General features: G+C 38.5%; 11 protein-coding genes. 6 read left to right on the forward strand and 5 right to left on the reverse strand.

Features of this window, described 5'->3' with window-relative positions; genetic code table 11:
• The first annotated feature begins 320 nt into the window (after positions 1 to 320).
• The 3 genes from Q1K34_RS09830 to Q1K34_RS09840 all read left to right on the forward strand — a co-directional run bounded on the left by Q1K34_RS09830 (position 321) and on the right by Q1K34_RS09840 (position 4937).
• The gene (locus tag Q1K34_RS09830) at positions 321 to 2474 is read left to right on the forward strand and encodes a M3 family metallopeptidase (RefSeq protein ID WP_300437898.1); all 2154 of its coding nucleotides are present in this window, start codon (positions 321 to 323) and stop codon (positions 2472 to 2474) included.
• Between the two features lie 68 nt (positions 2475 to 2542).
• Positions 2543 to 4102 carry an amidohydrolase family protein gene (locus Q1K34_RS09835; RefSeq protein ID WP_300437901.1) on the forward strand — a complete coding sequence of 520 codons (1560 nt, stop codon included), beginning with the start codon at positions 2543 to 2545 and terminating at the stop codon, positions 4100 to 4102.
• A gap of 262 nt (positions 4103 to 4364) precedes the next feature.
• Positions 4365 to 4937: a pseudouridine synthase gene (locus Q1K34_RS09840; protein WP_300437904.1), complete on the forward strand. Its 573-nt coding sequence runs from the start codon at positions 4365 to 4367 to the stop codon at positions 4935 to 4937.
• Here the strand turns inward: Q1K34_RS09840 and ggt are convergent.
• The 5 genes from ggt to Q1K34_RS09865 form a co-directional block, all read right to left on the reverse strand.
• Positions 4934 to 6646, reverse strand: a complete 1713-nt coding sequence (gene ggt / locus Q1K34_RS09845) for a gamma-glutamyltransferase (protein ID WP_300437907.1) — start codon at positions 6644 to 6646, stop codon at positions 4934 to 4936. The genes Q1K34_RS09840 and ggt overlap by 4 nt on opposite strands.
• 68 nt (positions 6647 to 6714) lie before the next feature.
• Positions 6715 to 7272 carry a biliverdin-producing heme oxygenase gene (locus Q1K34_RS09850; protein ID WP_300437910.1) on the reverse strand — a complete coding sequence of 186 codons (558 nt, stop codon included), beginning with the start codon at positions 7270 to 7272 and terminating at the stop codon, positions 6715 to 6717.
• Positions 7253 to 7816: a response regulator gene (locus tag Q1K34_RS09855; RefSeq protein WP_300437912.1), complete on the reverse strand. Its 564-nt coding sequence runs from the start codon at positions 7814 to 7816 to the stop codon at positions 7253 to 7255. The genes Q1K34_RS09850 and Q1K34_RS09855 overlap by 20 nt, the downstream gene beginning before the upstream one ends.
• 59 nt (positions 7817 to 7875) lie before the next feature.
• Positions 7876 to 10089, reverse strand: coding sequence for an ATP-binding protein (locus tag Q1K34_RS09860; protein WP_300437915.1), 2214 nt, complete (start codon positions 10087 to 10089; stop codon positions 7876 to 7878).
• Positions 10090 to 10096: 7 nt separating this feature from the next.
• Positions 10097 to 13756 (reverse strand): chemotaxis protein CheB, encoded by a 3660-nt coding sequence (locus Q1K34_RS09865; RefSeq protein ID WP_300437918.1) that lies wholly within the window; start codon positions 13754 to 13756, stop codon positions 10097 to 10099.
• Between the two features lie 609 nt (positions 13757 to 14365).
• Here Q1K34_RS09865 and proC point away from each other — a divergent pair.
• The 3 genes from proC to Q1K34_RS09880 are packed head-to-tail and all read left to right on the forward strand — an operon-like array spanning position 14366 to position 17213.
• Positions 14366 to 15175 (forward strand): pyrroline-5-carboxylate reductase, encoded by an 810-nt coding sequence (proC, locus tag Q1K34_RS09870; RefSeq protein WP_300437921.1) that lies wholly within the window; start codon positions 14366 to 14368, stop codon positions 15173 to 15175.
• A gap of 31 nt (positions 15176 to 15206) precedes the next feature.
• The gene (proB, locus tag Q1K34_RS09875) at positions 15207 to 15980 is read left to right on the forward strand and encodes a glutamate 5-kinase (protein WP_300437924.1); all 774 of its coding nucleotides are present in this window, start codon (positions 15207 to 15209) and stop codon (positions 15978 to 15980) included.
• Positions 15981 to 16013: 33 nt separating this feature from the next.
• The gene (locus Q1K34_RS09880) at positions 16014 to 17213 is read left to right on the forward strand and encodes a glutamate-5-semialdehyde dehydrogenase (RefSeq protein ID WP_300437927.1); all 1200 of its coding nucleotides are present in this window, start codon (positions 16014 to 16016) and stop codon (positions 17211 to 17213) included.
• Positions 17214 to 17371: the final 158 nt, after the last annotated feature.

Below are 17371 nucleotides of genomic sequence, written 5' to 3' on the forward strand. Positions count from 1 at the left end.
AATCCAGTATTTTCAATAGTTCAAAGGCTTTTATTACTATCTATACCCTGCTTATACAAATTTTTGAATTGAGTCTTCCTGTGAAAAATATAATTTTAAATTTAATTATCTATCAGTTATTTAAGCTCAAGTCTAGCTTCTATTGTCTAAAAGCGAAGCGGTCTAGTTTCTTTAACCAGCCATGAGTGATTTCCAATATTCAAACTTATTTTCCCTTTCTTCAACATAAGCCGGCTCTTATAAAATTTTCATGTTAATAGCCTGCTCAAATTTTTCTAAATGTTTGTATATTCAGGCCTATTTTTTAAAGCAGACCAAACATGAATTCAAGATTAAAAAAAGGCCTGAGTATTTCTGCTCTGGTGTTTATTATTGGCTATTCCAATGGCCAGGAAAAAGAAAAACAAATGACGATTGATAACCCATTATTGGCAGAATGGAATGGCCCCTACCAGGGAGTTCCGGCATTCGATGAAATGAAGGTAGACCTTGTAAAACCAGCCATTAGAAAAGGCATGGAATTACATCTGGCTGATATTGATAAGATCACGAAAAACCCGGCTGCCCCCACTTTCGAAAATACGATCGTTCCGCTGGAAAAAGCAGGACAGGAACTGGATAGGGCTTTTATTTACTATGGAATTTACAGCAGTAATATGTCCAGCCCTGAATTTAGGGAAGTGCAGAAAGAACTGGCACCGGAAATTTCCGAATTTTCTTCTAAAATAAGTCAGAATGAAGAGCTTTTTAAACGTATTAAAACCATTTATGAAAAGTCTCAGAAACAACCCCTGGATTCAGCAGAACAACGGGTAGTAGATCTTATTTATGAAGATTTTGCCATGCAGGGAGCAGATCTTAACAAAGAAGATAAAGAACGCTATGCCGAAATAAATAAGGAACTATCAAGCCTTTACACGAAATTTTCCAGTAACGTTCTGGCAGATGAAGAGAATTATGTGATCTATCTGGAAGAAGATCAACTTGGAGGATTACCTGAATCTTATGTGAAATCTGCTGCACAGGCAGCTGCAGAACGTGGAAAAGAAGGTAAATACGCGGTGACGAATACACGCTCCTCCATGGATCCATTTTTAACCTACTCTACAGAACGGGAACTTCGTGAGAAAGTTTGGAATAATTACTATTCTCGTGGTGATAATGCAGATGAATACGACAATAACGAGATCGTAAAAGAGATCCTGAAATTAAGGGACGAGCGTGTAGAACTACTTGGTTTTGAAAATTATGCGCAGTGGCGCTTACAAAACAGAATGGCCAAGAATCCTGAAAATGCCATGGATCTTATGATGAAAGTATGGCCTGCGGCATTGGCAAGGGTTGAGGAAGAAGTAAAGGATATGCAGGAAGTAGCAGACGCTGAGGGTGCAGATATTACAATTAAACCCTGGGATTATAGATTCTATGCAGAAAAAGTTAGAAAAGAAAAATATGATCTCGATAGTGAGGAAGTAAAGCAATATCTAGAGCTTGGAAACCTTACCCAGGCGCTTTTCTTTACTGCCGGTGAGCTTTTTAATTTTGAATTTTCCCCGGTGGAAGAAGGTACGGTACCGGTTTTTCATGAAGATGTAAAAGTATGGGAAGTTACAGATAAAGATTCAGGAAATATTGTGGGGCTTTGGTATTTAGATCCTTATGCCAGGCAGGGGAAACGTTCCGGCGCTTGGGCTACCACTTACCGAAGCTCTACTGAGCTAATGGGAGAAAAACCGGTACTTGCATCTAATAATTCAAATTTCATAGAACCAGCACCCGGAGAGCCTGTGCTGGTCTCATGGGACGATGCCAACACTTTTTTCCATGAATTTGGACATGCGTTACATTTTCTTTCCGCAGACATTGAATACCCAACTCTTAACAGTGGCGTAAGGGATTATACTGAATTTCAGTCGCAATTACTGGAAAGATGGTTATCTACAGATAAAGTGATCAATCAATTCCTAAGGCATCACGAGACCAATGAAGTAATTCCAGATGAGTTGGTGAAAAAGATTAAAAAAGCATCTACTTTTAACCAGGGATTTGCCACTACAGAATTCCTCGCATCGGCCATAATGGATATGAAATATCATACAACAGATCCAGAAGAGATAGAGCCCGATACTTTTGAAAGAGAAACACTGAAAGAATTGAATATGCCTGAAGAAATTGTAATGCGCCATCGTACACCACATTTCGGACATGTATTTTCAGGTGAAGGTTATGCTACCGGTTACTATGGATATTTGTGGGCAGATGTGTTAACTTCAGATGCTGCAGAAGCTTTTGCGGAAGCTCCTGGAGGTTTTTATGATAAAGAGGTGGCTGCCAAATTGGTTAAATACCTATTTGCTCCCAGAAATGCCATGGATCCTGCGGAAGCTTATAAAAAATTTAGAGGAAGGGATGCCGAAATAGACGCTTTAATGCGCGACCGGGGATTCCCTGTTCCTGAAAAGGATAAAAATTAATTTCTTACCATACCATCCCGGGCACGCCCCGGGATGGTTTTTTTTTTAATTCAAATCTAACTCCGTAAATGAAGAATCTTTCCTTTTTCTTACTTATTTTTCTTATCTCCCTACACTATTCTTTTTCTCAAAAAATTGTGGGCGGCCCTTACGAACAGCTTATCATTCGCGGGGTAACATTAATAAATGGAAACCTGGCGCCTCCTATGGGCCCGGTAGATATAAGCATTGAAAACAATATCATTACTGCTATAGATAATGTAGGTTACCCAGGGGTGGAAATAGAAGAGTCCAAAAGGCCCAAACTCAAGGAAGGCGGAAGGGAACTTGATGCCAGCGGGATGTATCTCCTGCCCGGGTTTATTGATATGCACACCCATATTGGCGGGGAAGCCCAGGGTACCACTCCCGAATATGTTTTTAATCTGTGGCTTGCTCATGGAGTAACCACTGTGCGAGAAGTTGGCGGTCCTGGCATCGAATGGACAAAAGAGCTAAAAAAGAAAATCAAATCAGGAGAAATGGCCGGTCCCAGGATAGTTAGTTATTCTGTCTTTGGTTCAGGTAGAAAAGAGCCCATAACAAGCACAGGGGAAGCAAGAAAATGGGTGAGGGAAAATATTGAAAAAGGAGCAGACGGTATTAAATTTTTTGGTGCTTCGCCCGAAATCATGAAGGCTGCACTTGAAGAGAATACAAAATTGGGTAAAGGATCTGCCATGCACCATGCGCAGCTAAATGTGGGGAGATGGAATGTCCTGAATTCTGCAAAAGCAGGCCTAACTTCCATGGAACACTGGTATGGATTACCCGAAGCTCTTTTTGATGATAAAACAGTACAGCATTATCCTTTGGATTATAATTATCAAAATGAACAACATCGGTTTGCTGAAGCGGGAAAACTATGGAATCAGGCAACAAAACCCGGCACTGACCACTGGAATGAAACCATGGATAAGCTTCTGGAACTTGATTTTACTCTAGATCCAACCTTTAATATCTATGAAGCCAGCAGGGATCTTATGAGGGCAAGACGCGCAGAATGGCATGAAACCTATACCCTACCCTCCTTATGGAGATTTTATCAGCCCAGCAAAATAAGCCATGGTTCCTATTGGCATTACTGGGGAACTGAAGAAGAAGTTGCCTGGAAACAAAATTTCAGCACCTGGATGCAATTTGTGAATGAATATAAGAATCGCGGGGGTCGTGTGACCACAGGTTCGGATTCCGGTTTTATATTTCAGCTATATGGTTTTGCTTATATACGTGAAATGGAATTATTAAGGGAAGCCGGTTTTCATCCTTTAGAGGTTATCAGGGCTGCAACCCTCAACGGCGCAGAAGCTTTGAACATGGATGACAAAATCGGAACTATTGAGGTTGGAAAACTTGCAGATCTTGTACTCGTGGAAGAAAACCCTTTAGAAAATCTTAAAGTTCTCTATGGAACCGGCGCCATTAAACTAACCGACGATAATGAAGTAGTAAGAGTGGGAGGAGTAAAATATACCATAAAAGACGGAATAATCTATGACAGTAAAGCATTGCTTAAAAAAGTAGAGAAGATGGTAGATAAGGCTAAGAAAGATGAAGATTTCCAGATCAAACAGCCGGGAATGAAATAAAAAATTTCTTGAAACCGACTATCCCCAAGGTAAAATCTAGGGCTATTTCGCCGGTTTCATTTTGGCCTCCCCGGCCAAAAGCCGATTTTTTTATTTCCCCTCACCCGGAACTGCAAAAAAACAGTTCCGACCGGGCATTCCTCTCCCTGCGGTTGTCGGATGCAAGAGGAGAGGTGAAGCGGAAACCCCGTGGCAGAGCCATAGGGAAATTTGTAAGATAAAATTATAGTTGGTCTTTTACTTTTACTTTACATTTTCTGAAATGCATACACATTTTAAAATATATAAACCTTACGGATTTTTAAGTCAGTTTATCACTAACCAAAAAGCAGCAGGAAAGCCCAGGCTTTTAGGGGAATTATACGATTTTCCTGAAGGCACCATGGCAATTGGCAGACTTGATAAGGATTCTGAAGGCTTACTCCTTCTTACAACCAATGGAAAACTCAGCACAAAGATAACTGCTGGCAACAGCGAAAAAGAATATTACGTGCAGTTAGATGGCATTATAACCAATGAGGCAATCTCAGAATTAAAGAAAGGTGTAGAAATAAGTATTCATGGGAAACCTTATCAAACCCTTGAATGTGAAGTCAAAAAAATAGAACAAAGTCCAACTTTCCCGGAACGGGCCAAAAAGATCAGGGACGAGCGTCACGGCCCCACCAGCTGGATTAGCATTATTCTTACTGAAGGTAAGTTTCGCCAGGTGAAAAAAATGACGGCAGCTGTTGGATTTCCAACACTAAGGCTGGTACGAGTACGAATAGGAAACGAAACTATCGAAAATATGGATGCCGGTGAGGTTCTGGAACTAAACCAGGTTGATCTTTAATAACCTACCGCCTTTCCATCATAACTTCTGCTATCTGCAGCGCCTTCCAACATACCGGTTACGGGATCTATAAAAATTCCCATTGCCCTACCCTGACTATTTCTGGTTTCAATTTCATGCCCCATTTCCTTATAAATCCTTTGGGTATCTGGTGAAAAGCCCCATTCTTCGAAATAAGAAACATCGGGTAGCCATTGGTGATGAATTCTCGAGGATTCTATTGCCTTCGCTATATCCATCTTATAATCGATCATATTTATAATCACCTGTAGAACGGTATTGATAATGGTTCGTCCACCAGGAGAGCCAATCACAATTACAGGTTTCCCATCTTTTGCAACAATGGTGGGACTCATACTGGAAAGCATCCTTTTTTCAGGTTCGATCTGGTTGGGCCTGGTGCCAATCCTTCCTTTAGTATCGGTATAACCGGGTATGGCATTAAAATCACCCATTTCATTATTCAGTAAAAATCCTGCGCCTTCCACCACTATTTTTGAACCATAAGACTGCTCAAGAGTGTAGGTAAGTGATACGGCATTCCCTTCTTTATCCACTACGGAAATGTGGGTAGTTTGAGGACTTTCGTATAATAAATGTGCTTTATTGAAATTAGCAGAATCACTTTTGGAAGCTTTCTCATTTTCAATTCCCTCCCTTAATTTCCCGGCATATTCTTTAGAAGTTAATTCTTCTATAGGTACATATTCATTAAAATTAAGATCTCCCAGGAACTGTGCGCGATCTGCAAAGGCTCGTCGCATTGCTTCAGTAATAAAGTGAAGGCTTTCGGCTGAATTATGCCCCATTTCTTCTAGATCATAGGCTTCCAGGATATTCAGCATTTCAATAATTGCCACTCCTCCGGAACTCGGCGGGCGCATTCCTATAATTTCATAACCCCGATAATTACCAGTTATTGTCTGCATCTCTTCGGCTTCATATTTATTTAGGTCTTTTTTGGTAATAATTCCACCATGAGCTTTCATAAAATCTGCAACCAAACTGGCAGTTTTACCTTTATAAAATCCATCGGCTCCTTTATCCCTAATTCGCTTTAAAGTTTCTGCCAGATCCTTCTGAATAAGGATATCTCCATTTTCTAAAGGAGTTTGTCCATTTTTCAGGAATATAGCAGCTGTAGATTTATACTCATCCTTATTTTCAAAAACCCAATTTGAAAATCCTGCCAGGGGCGGGCTTACGGGAAAACCTTTTTCAGCAATATCTATAGCGGGCTGCACCAGTTTAGACCATGAGAGTTTACCGTATTTCTGATGTGCTTTGTATAAACCTGCAACTGTTCCCGGGACACCTACCGAGAGTAAACCTTCGTGATTTGAATTATCCTTTATATTGCCATCTTCATCCAGGTACATATCCCTGGTGGCGGCCAAAGGAGCTTTTTCCCTAAAATTGAAGCTTGTAGATTCTCCATTTGAACCCTGATAGACCAAAAAGCCGCCACCACCAATATTTCCGGCAGAAGGTAAGCTTACCGCTAAAGCAAATGCCGTGGCGATACTTGCATCTACCGCTGTTCCTCCCTGAACCAGAATATCCTTTCCAACTTCAGAAGCTAAATAATGGCTGCTCGCCACCATGCCATTCTTTGCTGGAACCGGAATTCTTCCACCCTGAGCTGTTAATTGAAGGTTGAAGAAAAGTATTATAAACGCACTAAGAATAAACTGAGTGAAATGACGCATTCGTTTGGATTTAGAAAACCTAAACCTAACTAAAAATCGCATCTAAAACAACCCGTGAAATAGGAATTTTAGGAATTTGAAAGCTCCAGGCCAAATGCCTGTTTGAAAAGTAAAAAAGTCTCTTTTGCCTTATTGCTGGCCGCCGTGATTTCCTGTTCTGAGAACTCACAGGATCGCAGATATTTTAGGTAGCTATTCCACCCTTGCATGCTACTCCTTTCGCCTGTGAAGAAAAGCTGGTTTGGAATAGAATTAAGTGAACCGCAACTTTTGAGCTCCTTTCCTATAAGCATCCCTCCCATTGCTGAGCCTTCAATAACATATGCCGCACCAATGGCTTCCGCTTTATTTTGACAATGAAAATCCAGGGTGGAATTGATATCTAAAAGGCCTAATCCCTTCAAATCCTGTTCAAGTTGATAAGTCTTACTGGCTTTATATTCCGGAATAAACTTTTCAACCTCAGCTTCAGCAGCCTTATAGGCCATATAATTTTGAAAAAGAAGAAGTTTATATTCTGTAAGGCTAATAGAATGATCTACTACTTTATTGGCGATATTGTCTTTTTCAATATCGCTGTGCAGTTGTTTGGTTGCTTCCCGTAATCTATTCAATATCTCTGCCATCTTCCAGGTTAAAACGTTCTATAGACTCCTTAATTTGATTTATATTGGCCCGTTGCTCAACATTATCTGAATTCATTTTATCCAGATAACTATATATTTGATTCACAGTAATTTTATTAGTCCTGATCCTCTCACGCAGTTCATCCCTGGACACCATATTTATTACCACTTTTTTGAGGAGTGGCTCTAATTTCTCACCCAGATTATTTATATGTTTTTTTAGAATATATCCCGAAGCCCCATTAAGAATAGTGTTAGCAGCAAGCTCTTCATCCTGGATGGTTCCAGTAATAAATATAAATTCGATATTCGGGTCAAAATCTTTTACCATATCCAAAATATCGAGACCGGTACATTTAGGTAAGTTATAATCTGAAAGTACCACATCTGGCGCAAAATTCACCAGCTGGTCTTTACAGCCCTCCAGGTTATCGGTCACTTCAATAACAGGATGGGAGATTATCTTATTAACCTGCCTTTTTATTAGAAAGACATCATTTTGATTATCCTCTACTAATAAGATGTTTAGTTTCCTGTTAATCATTCCCTTCGTGGATATTGGCGAAAATAATGCTAAAAGCCTAATTAAACAATAACTGAGAGTTAAACATGAAAGTAAAATGTAGAACCGGAATTTTCTGTGCTTTCGGCCCATATCTCTCCATCATGTTTTTCCAGAATTTTTTTTACAATGGCCAAACCTATACCCGTTCCCTGATAATGCTCTCCTGAATGTCTTGAAAATAGGTCGAAGATCGTTTCTTTATATTTTGGATCGAAGCCTATCCCATTGTCTTTCACATAATAAATAGTTTTTCTATCAAGCACTTCACTACCTATTATTATTTCAGGATTTTCACTTTTCTCGCTATATTTGAAAGCATTGGAAATAAGATTAGACCACACCTGGATAAGCATTCTTTTATCACCCACTATCTTTGGCAGGTTTTTTTCCACGATAATTTTGGTATTGGGATAATTCGATTTCGCATTAAAAGAAACCAGTATATCCTGAACCATATTATTGGTGGAGTTTATATTTTTATGGATGTCCAGATTTGAAACTCCGGCAAATGAAAGTATATTGTCAATAAGCTCTCGCATCTCTTCTACAGAGCTCAAAATTGTATCCACCGCCATTTGACCTTCCTTCTGAAGCTCTGCATAATGGTCTTCTTTTAGGATATGAGCATATCCATCAATACCCCGAAGCGGCGCTTTAAGATCATGTGATAATCCCTGGCTAAATAGTTCCAGCTCACTATGAGCTTCAGTTATCTGTTTGTGCAGGCTATCAATTTTCTTCTTTTGATTTTCCAGAATGACATAACCTACACTCTCTCCTAATTTTCTTGCTCCCCTTATTTCAAAATCTTTCCAGGCATTTGCCACACCCCTTACCTGTTCACTCCATTTTTCAAAAGATTTTCTCGGGCTAAGACGTTTCTTTTCTTCATCATAGGTAGCTTTATTGTCTGGATTTCCTCCCCATTCTACCGTTTGCAAAACTTCTGGTCTAAACCAAATAAGAAAATTTTGTCCGCTTTTTCCAAGACGAACGCTCAAAATACCAGATACTGCTTCTTTAAAACCTTCAGCTTCCGGATACACCTGTGAGAGATTTTTTGTAAAAAAAAGATGATCGCTCTTTGGGGCCAGGAATTCTCTAATTAATTTCCTGATGTATTTTTTCGGAAGGCTCTCCCCTACCAGCTTTATTTTTCCGTCTAAAACAATGGCAGCACCATTGCAATCAAAAAGATCGGTCACCTTTAAAGAGATTGAACTAAGTCCTTTTTTTATACTCTCTGCCTGCTGAATTTGATCCATAAGTTTCGCGTGAAAATCATCCACCTTATCAATACTTGCAAGAAAAGTATTAGAATCTTTCAGAGACAATTCATTTGAAAATATCTGGATTAGAAATTCACAGGTTTGGCGCTGATAATAATTAATAAACTTTGGTTTGTAATGATGGCAGGCCAGTAATCCCCATAGCTTTCCGTTACTAATAAGGGCAGCCGTTAGCGAAGCTCCTACCCCCATATTCTGAAGATATTCTATATGTATAGGCGAAACTCCCCTCAATTTTGAATTTGAAAGATCTAAAGCTTTCTGCGTCAAAGGTGAAAACTGAGGGATAATCTTAACAGGCGAATAATTGACATCTGAAATAGTACGAACCCTGTTTTTAAGAAATAACTGTCTCGCCTGTTTTGGGATATCACTGGCCGGATATTGTAAGCCCAGCCAGCTTTCCATACCCTCGTTTAATTCTTCTGCGATTACCTTCCCATTCCACTCCTCGTCAAACTTGTAAACCATCACCCTATCATATTCAAAGATCGATTTTGTGATCCTGGCAGCATCCCGGCAAAGCTTTTCTGCATTCTCTGAAGCACTTAAAGTGCTGAGTAAACTGCTGAGTTCCTTTTGAAAGTGAAAACTATCGGCTTTATTTTCCAGAGGTTCAATATCCAGGATAAGATGTTCTCTACTGATGTGGGGAATTAAAACGAAATTATTGGTATTAATTTTCACCTCTTCCACTATAAAAACACCTTCTTCATCACTAATGGAGAGCAGTTTTTCAACGAGTTCTTTTTCAATAATGGTCGTAAGCTGCTTATTCAACAGTTCTTCCGCAGAAATATTGAATAACTCCTTAGTGTTCTCACTAACCTGGGTTATTTTGCCTGTATTTTTATCACAGGCAATTAAAACCCCATGTGCCTGCGTAACTCCAATAATATGGATAGGTTCTTTTTCGCAACTTGAAAGATCTATATTTTTGGGATAGCCTATATGATTGTTCATTAAAATCTTAGGCTTTTAATTTAAAATAGAAGGTGCTTCCTACTCCTTCCTGTGAATCCACCCAAATAGTTCCTTCATGCAGAAGTACGATCTTTTCTACATGGGCAAGTCCAACCCCGGTCCCATCGGTATCATCATTCCCTGGAACCCGGTTAAAAATGGTGAAAATGTTGCGTTGATCTTCTTTAGAAATCCCTATACCGTTATCCATAATAGAGAAGACCCAATGTTTATCCTCTTTATAAGCTGAAATACGAATTTCTGGATTTCTATCTTTTGGCACATACTTAATGGCATTGCTAATAAGGTTTTGGAATAACAGTCGCAATTCCACTTCATACCCCTTTAACTGTGGTAAAGCCCCGGTATGTATTCTAGCATTTCTATCTTTAATGCTCTTGCCCAGGTCGTACTTTACAACCTCTACGATCTCTTTGGTATCTATATGGGACTTTTTACCATTCTTTCCAATTCTCGAATGTTCCAGAAGAGCACGTATTTGAGCCGAAAGTCTGTCTGAAGCGTCCTTAATATATTTTATATAATTCTCTCCTTTTTCATCCAATTGACTCGCATACATCTTGCCCAGAACATCACTACCAAATTTAATGGTCGCTAATGGTTCCTGGAGATCGTGGGAGCATATAGAAACAAATTGTTCCAGATCACGGTTAGCCCTTTCCAGATCATTTTTTTGTTCTCTTAACTGTTCCTGGGCCTTGTGCAATGCTGAAATATCCACACAGGTATATCGGATGGTTATGAGATTTTCATGTTCATCTTTTTCAGCAGTAGCATTGAGGATTACCGGTAAGCTTTTACCCTTTTTAGTAACCATGTACTGCTCTATATTAATAATCTCACCAGATTTTTTAATGCTGGATTTAAGCTTTTGAGTATTAAGTGGGTATTCCTGGTCAAATAATTCAGAAACGGGACGGCCTATTAGGTCTTCTTTAGATTTATAACCTAATTTTTGAATGACCTTCTTATTGCAATGCACAATAACTGAAGTTTTGGGATCTATACTTATATGTAATACCGGGTCCTCTTCATAGAAAGATTTGAAACGCCTTTCACTGGCCATTAATTTCTCCCTGGACTTCTGAATTGTTTCTATATCGATAAAAGTAATCACTACGCCACTAATCTCGCCCTTTGATTCTCTATAAGGTGAAATCCTCTGCAAATAATTCTTTCCCTCCCGGGAAACAATATGTTTTTCAAGTATTTTACCTGTTTCTAATACCTTCTGGCAACGATCCAGAAAACTTTGTTTTCGGCTTAAACCGAAACTATTTGTGAAATTATCTATGGGTCTGCCTATATCCCCATTTATAAGGCTGAAATGTTTTTTAATGGCAGGGGTGAATTTTCTGATCTTAAAATCTGAATCAAGGAAAATAACTCCAATATCAGTACTTTTCAGCAGGTTGTTCATATCTGCATTCAAAGCGGCGAGATCTTCCATCTTTTGAATATTCTCGGCATTCACCGTATTTATTTCCTCATTAACACTTTGGAGTTCTTCGTTTGTACTCTGTAATTCTTCATTAGACGCCAATAGTTCTTCATTAGCCGCCTGCAATTCTTCGTTACTTGTTTCAATTTCTTCCAAAGAGGCTTTAAGATCTTCTTTAGTTTGCTTCAGTTCATTTTCCAGTCTGGCTACATATTCCTTGGTTTGTTGTGATGGACTAATTTTGGCAACTTCTGTTATTTCTTCAAAATTGATTTCCTTTTCAATAAAAGTGATCACATAATTCGTTTCCCCTTCTAAACTATGGTCTTTAAAAGGTTTTACTATAATATTGGCACCTATTTTCTTACTACCCTGCCTGATCACTGCATCGCTATACACCACTTTCTTTTCTTCTTTAAAAGCTTTATTAAAAGTGGACTGAACTACAAATTTCAATTCGGTATCCAGCATATCCAGCAAATTGATAGAAAAACCACTAACCGGAAGATTAGCATACTTCCTAAATTCTCCAACAGCCTGTAAAATATTATATTCTGAATCTACGAAAACCGAAGCTCCCCCAAACTGATCCATGATCGCTTCATTTAATTCTCCCTGTAACTTTTGCCGAATGGGATTGGAATGTGTTTTGTAAAGTTTTCGCTCCTCATCAGGCTTGTTTTTTAAAAGCTCTTTGGTAATGCTAGCGGAAATATTTGCATGGCTTATTCCATTCTTTAGACGGGTACTCGGCTTTATATTTTTATAAATCTTCCACCTACGGTCAATTTCAACAAAATGTTCTTTATGCGTATGTACACTTTCACTTGTGCCCAATACAAGAATGCCATCTTTCTTTAGGGCATAGTGCAGCATATTTAGCGCTTTCTTCTGGATACTGTTTTGAAAATAGATCAAAAGGTTTCTACACACCACCATATCCATATTGCTGAAGGGTGGGTTCTTAATGAGGTTATGTCTGGAGAAAACAACAGATCTCCTAATTTTATCCGAGATCTGGTAGCTACTGGATTTACTAAGAAAATACTTTAGCAAAAAATCCTTTGGAACATCAGCTACAATACTTTCTGGATAGATTCCTTTACTTCCAATCTCCAGATGTGGTTGGGAAATATCTGTAGCGAAAATCTTTATTTCAATTCTTTTTCCCTGGATTTCCATTTCTTCGTGGAGGCACATTGCAAAGGAATATGCTTCCTCCCCGGTACTACAGGCAACATCCCAGACTTTTAAAATATCCCCATCTTCCTTTTCACTGATCATCTTTGGAAAGACTTCTTTTCTCAATACTTTCCATACCTCCTCATCACGGAAGAATTTCGTTACCCCTATCAGGAATTCCCTGTATAAGATCTCAACCTCTTTTTTTTCACTTACTAGAAACCTGTAGTAATCCTTAAGATTACTGCATTTACAAATATTTACCCTTCTAGCAACCCGTCTGGCCAGGGTAGCATACTTATATTCCCTAAAATCAAGCCCTACCTCATCGTTAATATAATTAAGGATTTTATTGAGTTCATTTTCATCATACTGGACATCGCCATCCTTAAAATGAAATATTGGCGGACTAGAGATAAAATCCTGTAATTCTGACCCCATTTTATCTGCGGGTAAAATATAATCTACAAGGCCTGTGTTAATGGCACTTTTAGGCATTCCATCGAACTTGGCCTCACCTGGATCCTGCACCATGACCATCCCATCATTTTCTTTTATAGCCCTGGCCCCTCTTGTACCATCACTACCTGTACCGCTTAATACCACACCAATCGCCCTTTCCTTAAGCTGTTTTGCCAGAGATTCAAAAAAGATATCTATAGGAAGGTTGAGAGTATGATTCTTAGGTTTATCGGTTAACCGAAGAATTTCATCTTCGAGGATAAGGTTATTTGCCGGCGGAATGAGATACACGTGACCAGGCTTCACCTCCATTTGATCTTTTATTTGCACAATAGGGAGACTGGTGCTTTTCTGAAGTAGTTCACCCATCATACTTTTATGATCTGGAGATAAATGCTGAATTATTACATACGCACTTTTATCACCAGCAGGAATATTTTTAAAGAACGTTTTTAACGCTTCAAGTCCTCCAGCGCTAGCTCCAACGGCAATAATTCTCGGTAATTCAATATTCTTCTCCCTTACAGATTCTACTGTAGAATTCTCTTTAACACTTTTCATTAATCTGAGTAGTAGTTTTTTAGGTAATAATCCAATTAATTATTACGAATCGATAATTATAGGGTAATTTTTCCAAATTCAGTAACACAATTCAAATATTTCTTGAGTCAAATGCTCAGTAATTACTGGCAGTTTCAGCTGAATACTCATTTTTCTGCTTTGAAAATTTATCCTAAAAGAGCATCTAATTATTATTTTGTACGGCTTCAGCCCTTAAACCTGACATTCTTGCAGCAATTTTGCCATTCCTGCAAAATTCTTCTTTTTTAAGAATTCGGAATTAGAAATAACATTTTTTTAAGAAGTTGTAGAGTTATCTCCAATCTCCAAAATTTATGTTTTACATATTTTTTAAAACGATGGCTATTTTTTTATATAAAAACATCGATTGCCACCATAAATTGCAAATTTCGCAACTTATATCCCCTAAAATTTAGGAAATCACATGAGAATTTAAGTTTTTATTAATGCCTACTTTCAGAAAATCAGGGTAAATTATCTGATTAAACCAATTATCAGCGCTAATAAGGGGATTGTCGCACGGTATTTGTCCAATTAGGCACAGATCTAATCAGCAGAAAGCTGATATATTGAACCAAAAATTTAAAAATGAAGACATTAGTTATTGGAGCAGGAAATATGGGATTAACTTATGCCGAAGGAATGGCACAATCTGCAATGCTTAACCGGAGAAATCTTATGATTTTCGATAAGTCGGCAGATGTGATTGCAAGATTAAGAGATCTTGATCATTTTGATGTATATGAATCCCTGGAAGAATGCCTGCCCAAAGCAGATATGGTATTTATAGCTGTGAAGCCGTATCACTGTGATGATCTTTTTGAAGAAATGCAACCTATGGTGAATCAGGAACAGATATTTGTTTCCCTGATGGCCGGTGTCACAATCGCAAAAATTCAGGAAGGACTTGCGGTTAAAAAAGTGGTACGTTCCATGCCTAATTTGCCTGCTCAGGTAGGAAAAGGTGTTACTTCTTATACAGAATCCAGCGAAGTATCCAGAGTAGAACTTCTAATGGTGCGGAACCTTTTAGATACTACAGGAAAGTCTATACACGTTGAAAGCGAAAATTATATAGATGCCTCTACAGGAATTTCAGGTAGTGGACCAGCTTATGTTTTCTACTTTATGAACTCCATGTTAGAAGCCGCCCTAAAAATGGGATTCTCTAAAAATGACTCTAAAGTCCTGGTAAGTCAAACTTTTGAAGGTGCTGTTGAACTTTTTAACCAAAACGATCTTTCCCCGGATACCTGGATGAATCGTGTAGCTTCTAAAGGAGGAACAACAAGGGCTGCTTTAGATTCCATGGATGATAATAATGTTAAAGAATTAATTAAAGATGCTGCCTATGCTGCTTTTGATCGTGCAGTAGAATTAGGAGAAGAGAAAAAATAATTCAAAACTTAACTAACGAAAGAAGTTAAAAATGGATAAAAAAAGAAGGATTGTTGTAAAAGTTGGAACCAATGTAATGACCAACAAAGACAATAGAATTTTAGGCCCGGTACTCAAAAGCCTGGTAAGACAAATTGCCACATTATATGAAGAAGACATCATGGTGGTCCTTGTTTCTTCAGGTTCTGCAATTGCGGGAAAAGAAATACTGGGAGAAATAAATATAAAAGATGCCAGTAAGCGTAGACAGGTATATTCTTCAGTAGGGCAACCGCGTATGATGCGCCATTATTACAGTATTTTTCATGATTATGGAATGCGTTGCGCACAGGTCCTGGCCACTAAAAGAGACTTTAGCCCCGGTATCCACAGGGAAAATATGATCAATTGCTATGAATCTTTACTTTCTGAAGGGATTATTCCTATTGCAAATGAAGATGATGCGGTATCTGTGACCATGTCTATGTTCTCTGATAATGATGAACTCGCAAGTCTTGTCGCCGAATTGATTGGTGCTGAAAAACTTATTATCTTAAGCGATACCGAAGGTTTATATACAGGACATCCGGAACATGATGATTCCGAAAAACTGAATAAAGTTCAGATTGATGAAAATGTTGAAAAATATGTTCAGGAATCTGATAAAGGTGAAGGTGAAGGTCGTGGCGGCATGGAATCTAAAATAAAGATTGCCAAAGGTACCGCTGCCAAAAATATTCCTACTTATATCGCCAACGGAAAACGTGATAATGTGATATTGGATATTATGGCCGGAAAACCCGTTGGCACCAAGTTTACCTCATAAAATAAAGTTTAACTAAACTAAAGAAACGAAGAAATGAAGTTGATAAAATCTGAAACCAAAAATAACGTACTTAAATCCATGATGAATATCCTGGATAAAAGACGTGCTGAAATAATTTCAGCAAACAAAAAAGATCTGGAAGCTTTTTCAAAAGACGATCAGGCTATGTATGACCGCCTTATCGTGGACGAAAAGAAAGTAGACGGAATGATACAATCTGTAAAGGAAGTGATGGATCAGGACGATCCGGTGGGACAGGTAATCGAACACCGTAAACTGGACACCGGTCTTGATATTACCAACAAAACTGCTCCTTTTGGAAACATTATGATCATTTATGAATCCAGGCCAGATGTAACCATTGAGGCTGCGGTGCTTGCTTTTAAAGCCAATAATAAGATCTATCTAAAAGGTGGTAAAGAAGCCATTAATAGTAACAAGATCCTTGAAGAGTGCTGGCATGAAGCGCTGGAAGAAAACGGACTTGGAAAAGAATGGATCAAATTGTTACACCTGGACAGAACTCAAACCCAGGAATTTCTAAAAAATCCGCCGGAGCAATTAGACCTTATCGTTCCTCGTGGTGGTGAAAGATTGATTGCCTTTGTGAAAGAACATGCTACCGGAGCTGTTTTAGTAAGTGGTAGAGGAAATAATTTCCTTTATGTTTCTGAAAATGCCGATTTTGAAGTAGCAAAAAAGGTGATGCTGAACGCCAAGATCGATAAGATCTCCGGATGCAATGCCCTTGACAAAGTACTGGTAGATAAGAATATTGAAGGTTTTGAGTCTAAACTGAAAGAGCTTCAGGAACTATTCAGAGATAATAAAGTGAATATTCTTGTAGACGAGGAAGTTTCAAAAGTACTGACCGATGAAGAGAAAGTCCCTTCTGAAGATACCTGGTATGAAGAATTCCTGGCCATGAAGATCGTTATTGGAGCTATTGATGGGATGGAAAATGCTATAGAGAAGATCAATAAATATTCAGGCGGACATTCTGCTTCTATTATCACCACTAATAAGGAAGACGCTATGAACTTTATGGAGCAGGTAGACAGTGCCGCTGTGTATCATAATGCCTCTACAAGATTCACCGATGGCGGACAAATGGGAGTTGGTGCTGAACTGGCAATTTCTACGGATAAACTTCATCACAGAGGTCCGTTAGGTCTTAAACAATTAGTAACTAACAAGTACTACGTTTTAGGTGAAGGCCATGTGAGAGCATAATCACTCTGGAATTTTACAAACATATAAAGCCCGGTGATTGCCGGGTTTTATATGTTTTAAAATAAATTATCCATGTCCGGTTAAAGAAATTAGACCGTTTCACTTTTAGGTATTTGAACTTAGACTTGTACTTAACTATCTGATAAATACAGTAAGTC

It is taken from the genome of Christiangramia sp., assembly GCF_029937855.1.
Taxonomy (GTDB): Bacteria; Bacteroidota; Bacteroidia; order Flavobacteriales; family Flavobacteriaceae; genus Christiangramia.

Excerpts from the sequence above, each read along its gene's own strand:
- Q1K34_RS09830 (WP_300437898.1), top strand. The coding sequence starts at position 321 with ATGAATTCAAGATTAAAAAAAGGCCTGAGTATTTCTGCTCTGGTGTTT.
- Q1K34_RS09835 (WP_300437901.1), top strand. The coding sequence starts at position 2,543 with ATGAAGAATCTTTCCTTTTTCTTACTTATTTTTCTTATCTCCCTACAC.
- Q1K34_RS09840 (WP_300437904.1), top strand. The coding sequence starts at position 4,365 with ATGCATACACATTTTAAAATATATAAACCTTACGGATTTTTAAGTCAG.
- ggt (WP_300437907.1), bottom strand. The coding sequence starts at position 6,646 with ATGCGTCATTTCACTCAGTTTATTCTTAGTGCGTTTATAATACTTTTC.
- Q1K34_RS09850 (WP_300437910.1), bottom strand. The coding sequence starts at position 7,272 with ATGGCAGAGATATTGAATAGATTACGGGAAGCAACCAAACAACTGCAC.
- Q1K34_RS09855 (WP_300437912.1), bottom strand. The coding sequence starts at position 7,816 with ATGATTAACAGGAAACTAAACATCTTATTAGTAGAGGATAATCAAAAT.
- Q1K34_RS09860 (WP_300437915.1), bottom strand. The coding sequence starts at position 10,089 with ATGAACAATCATATAGGCTATCCCAAAAATATAGATCTTTCAAGTTGC.
- Q1K34_RS09865 (WP_300437918.1), bottom strand. The coding sequence starts at position 13,756 with ATGAAAAGTGTTAAAGAGAATTCTACAGTAGAATCTGTAAGGGAGAAG.
- proC (WP_300437921.1), top strand. The coding sequence starts at position 14,366 with ATGAAGACATTAGTTATTGGAGCAGGAAATATGGGATTAACTTATGCC.
- proB (WP_300437924.1), top strand. The coding sequence starts at position 15,207 with ATGGATAAAAAAAGAAGGATTGTTGTAAAAGTTGGAACCAATGTAATG.
- Q1K34_RS09880 (WP_300437927.1), top strand. The coding sequence starts at position 16,014 with ATGAAGTTGATAAAATCTGAAACCAAAAATAACGTACTTAAATCCATG.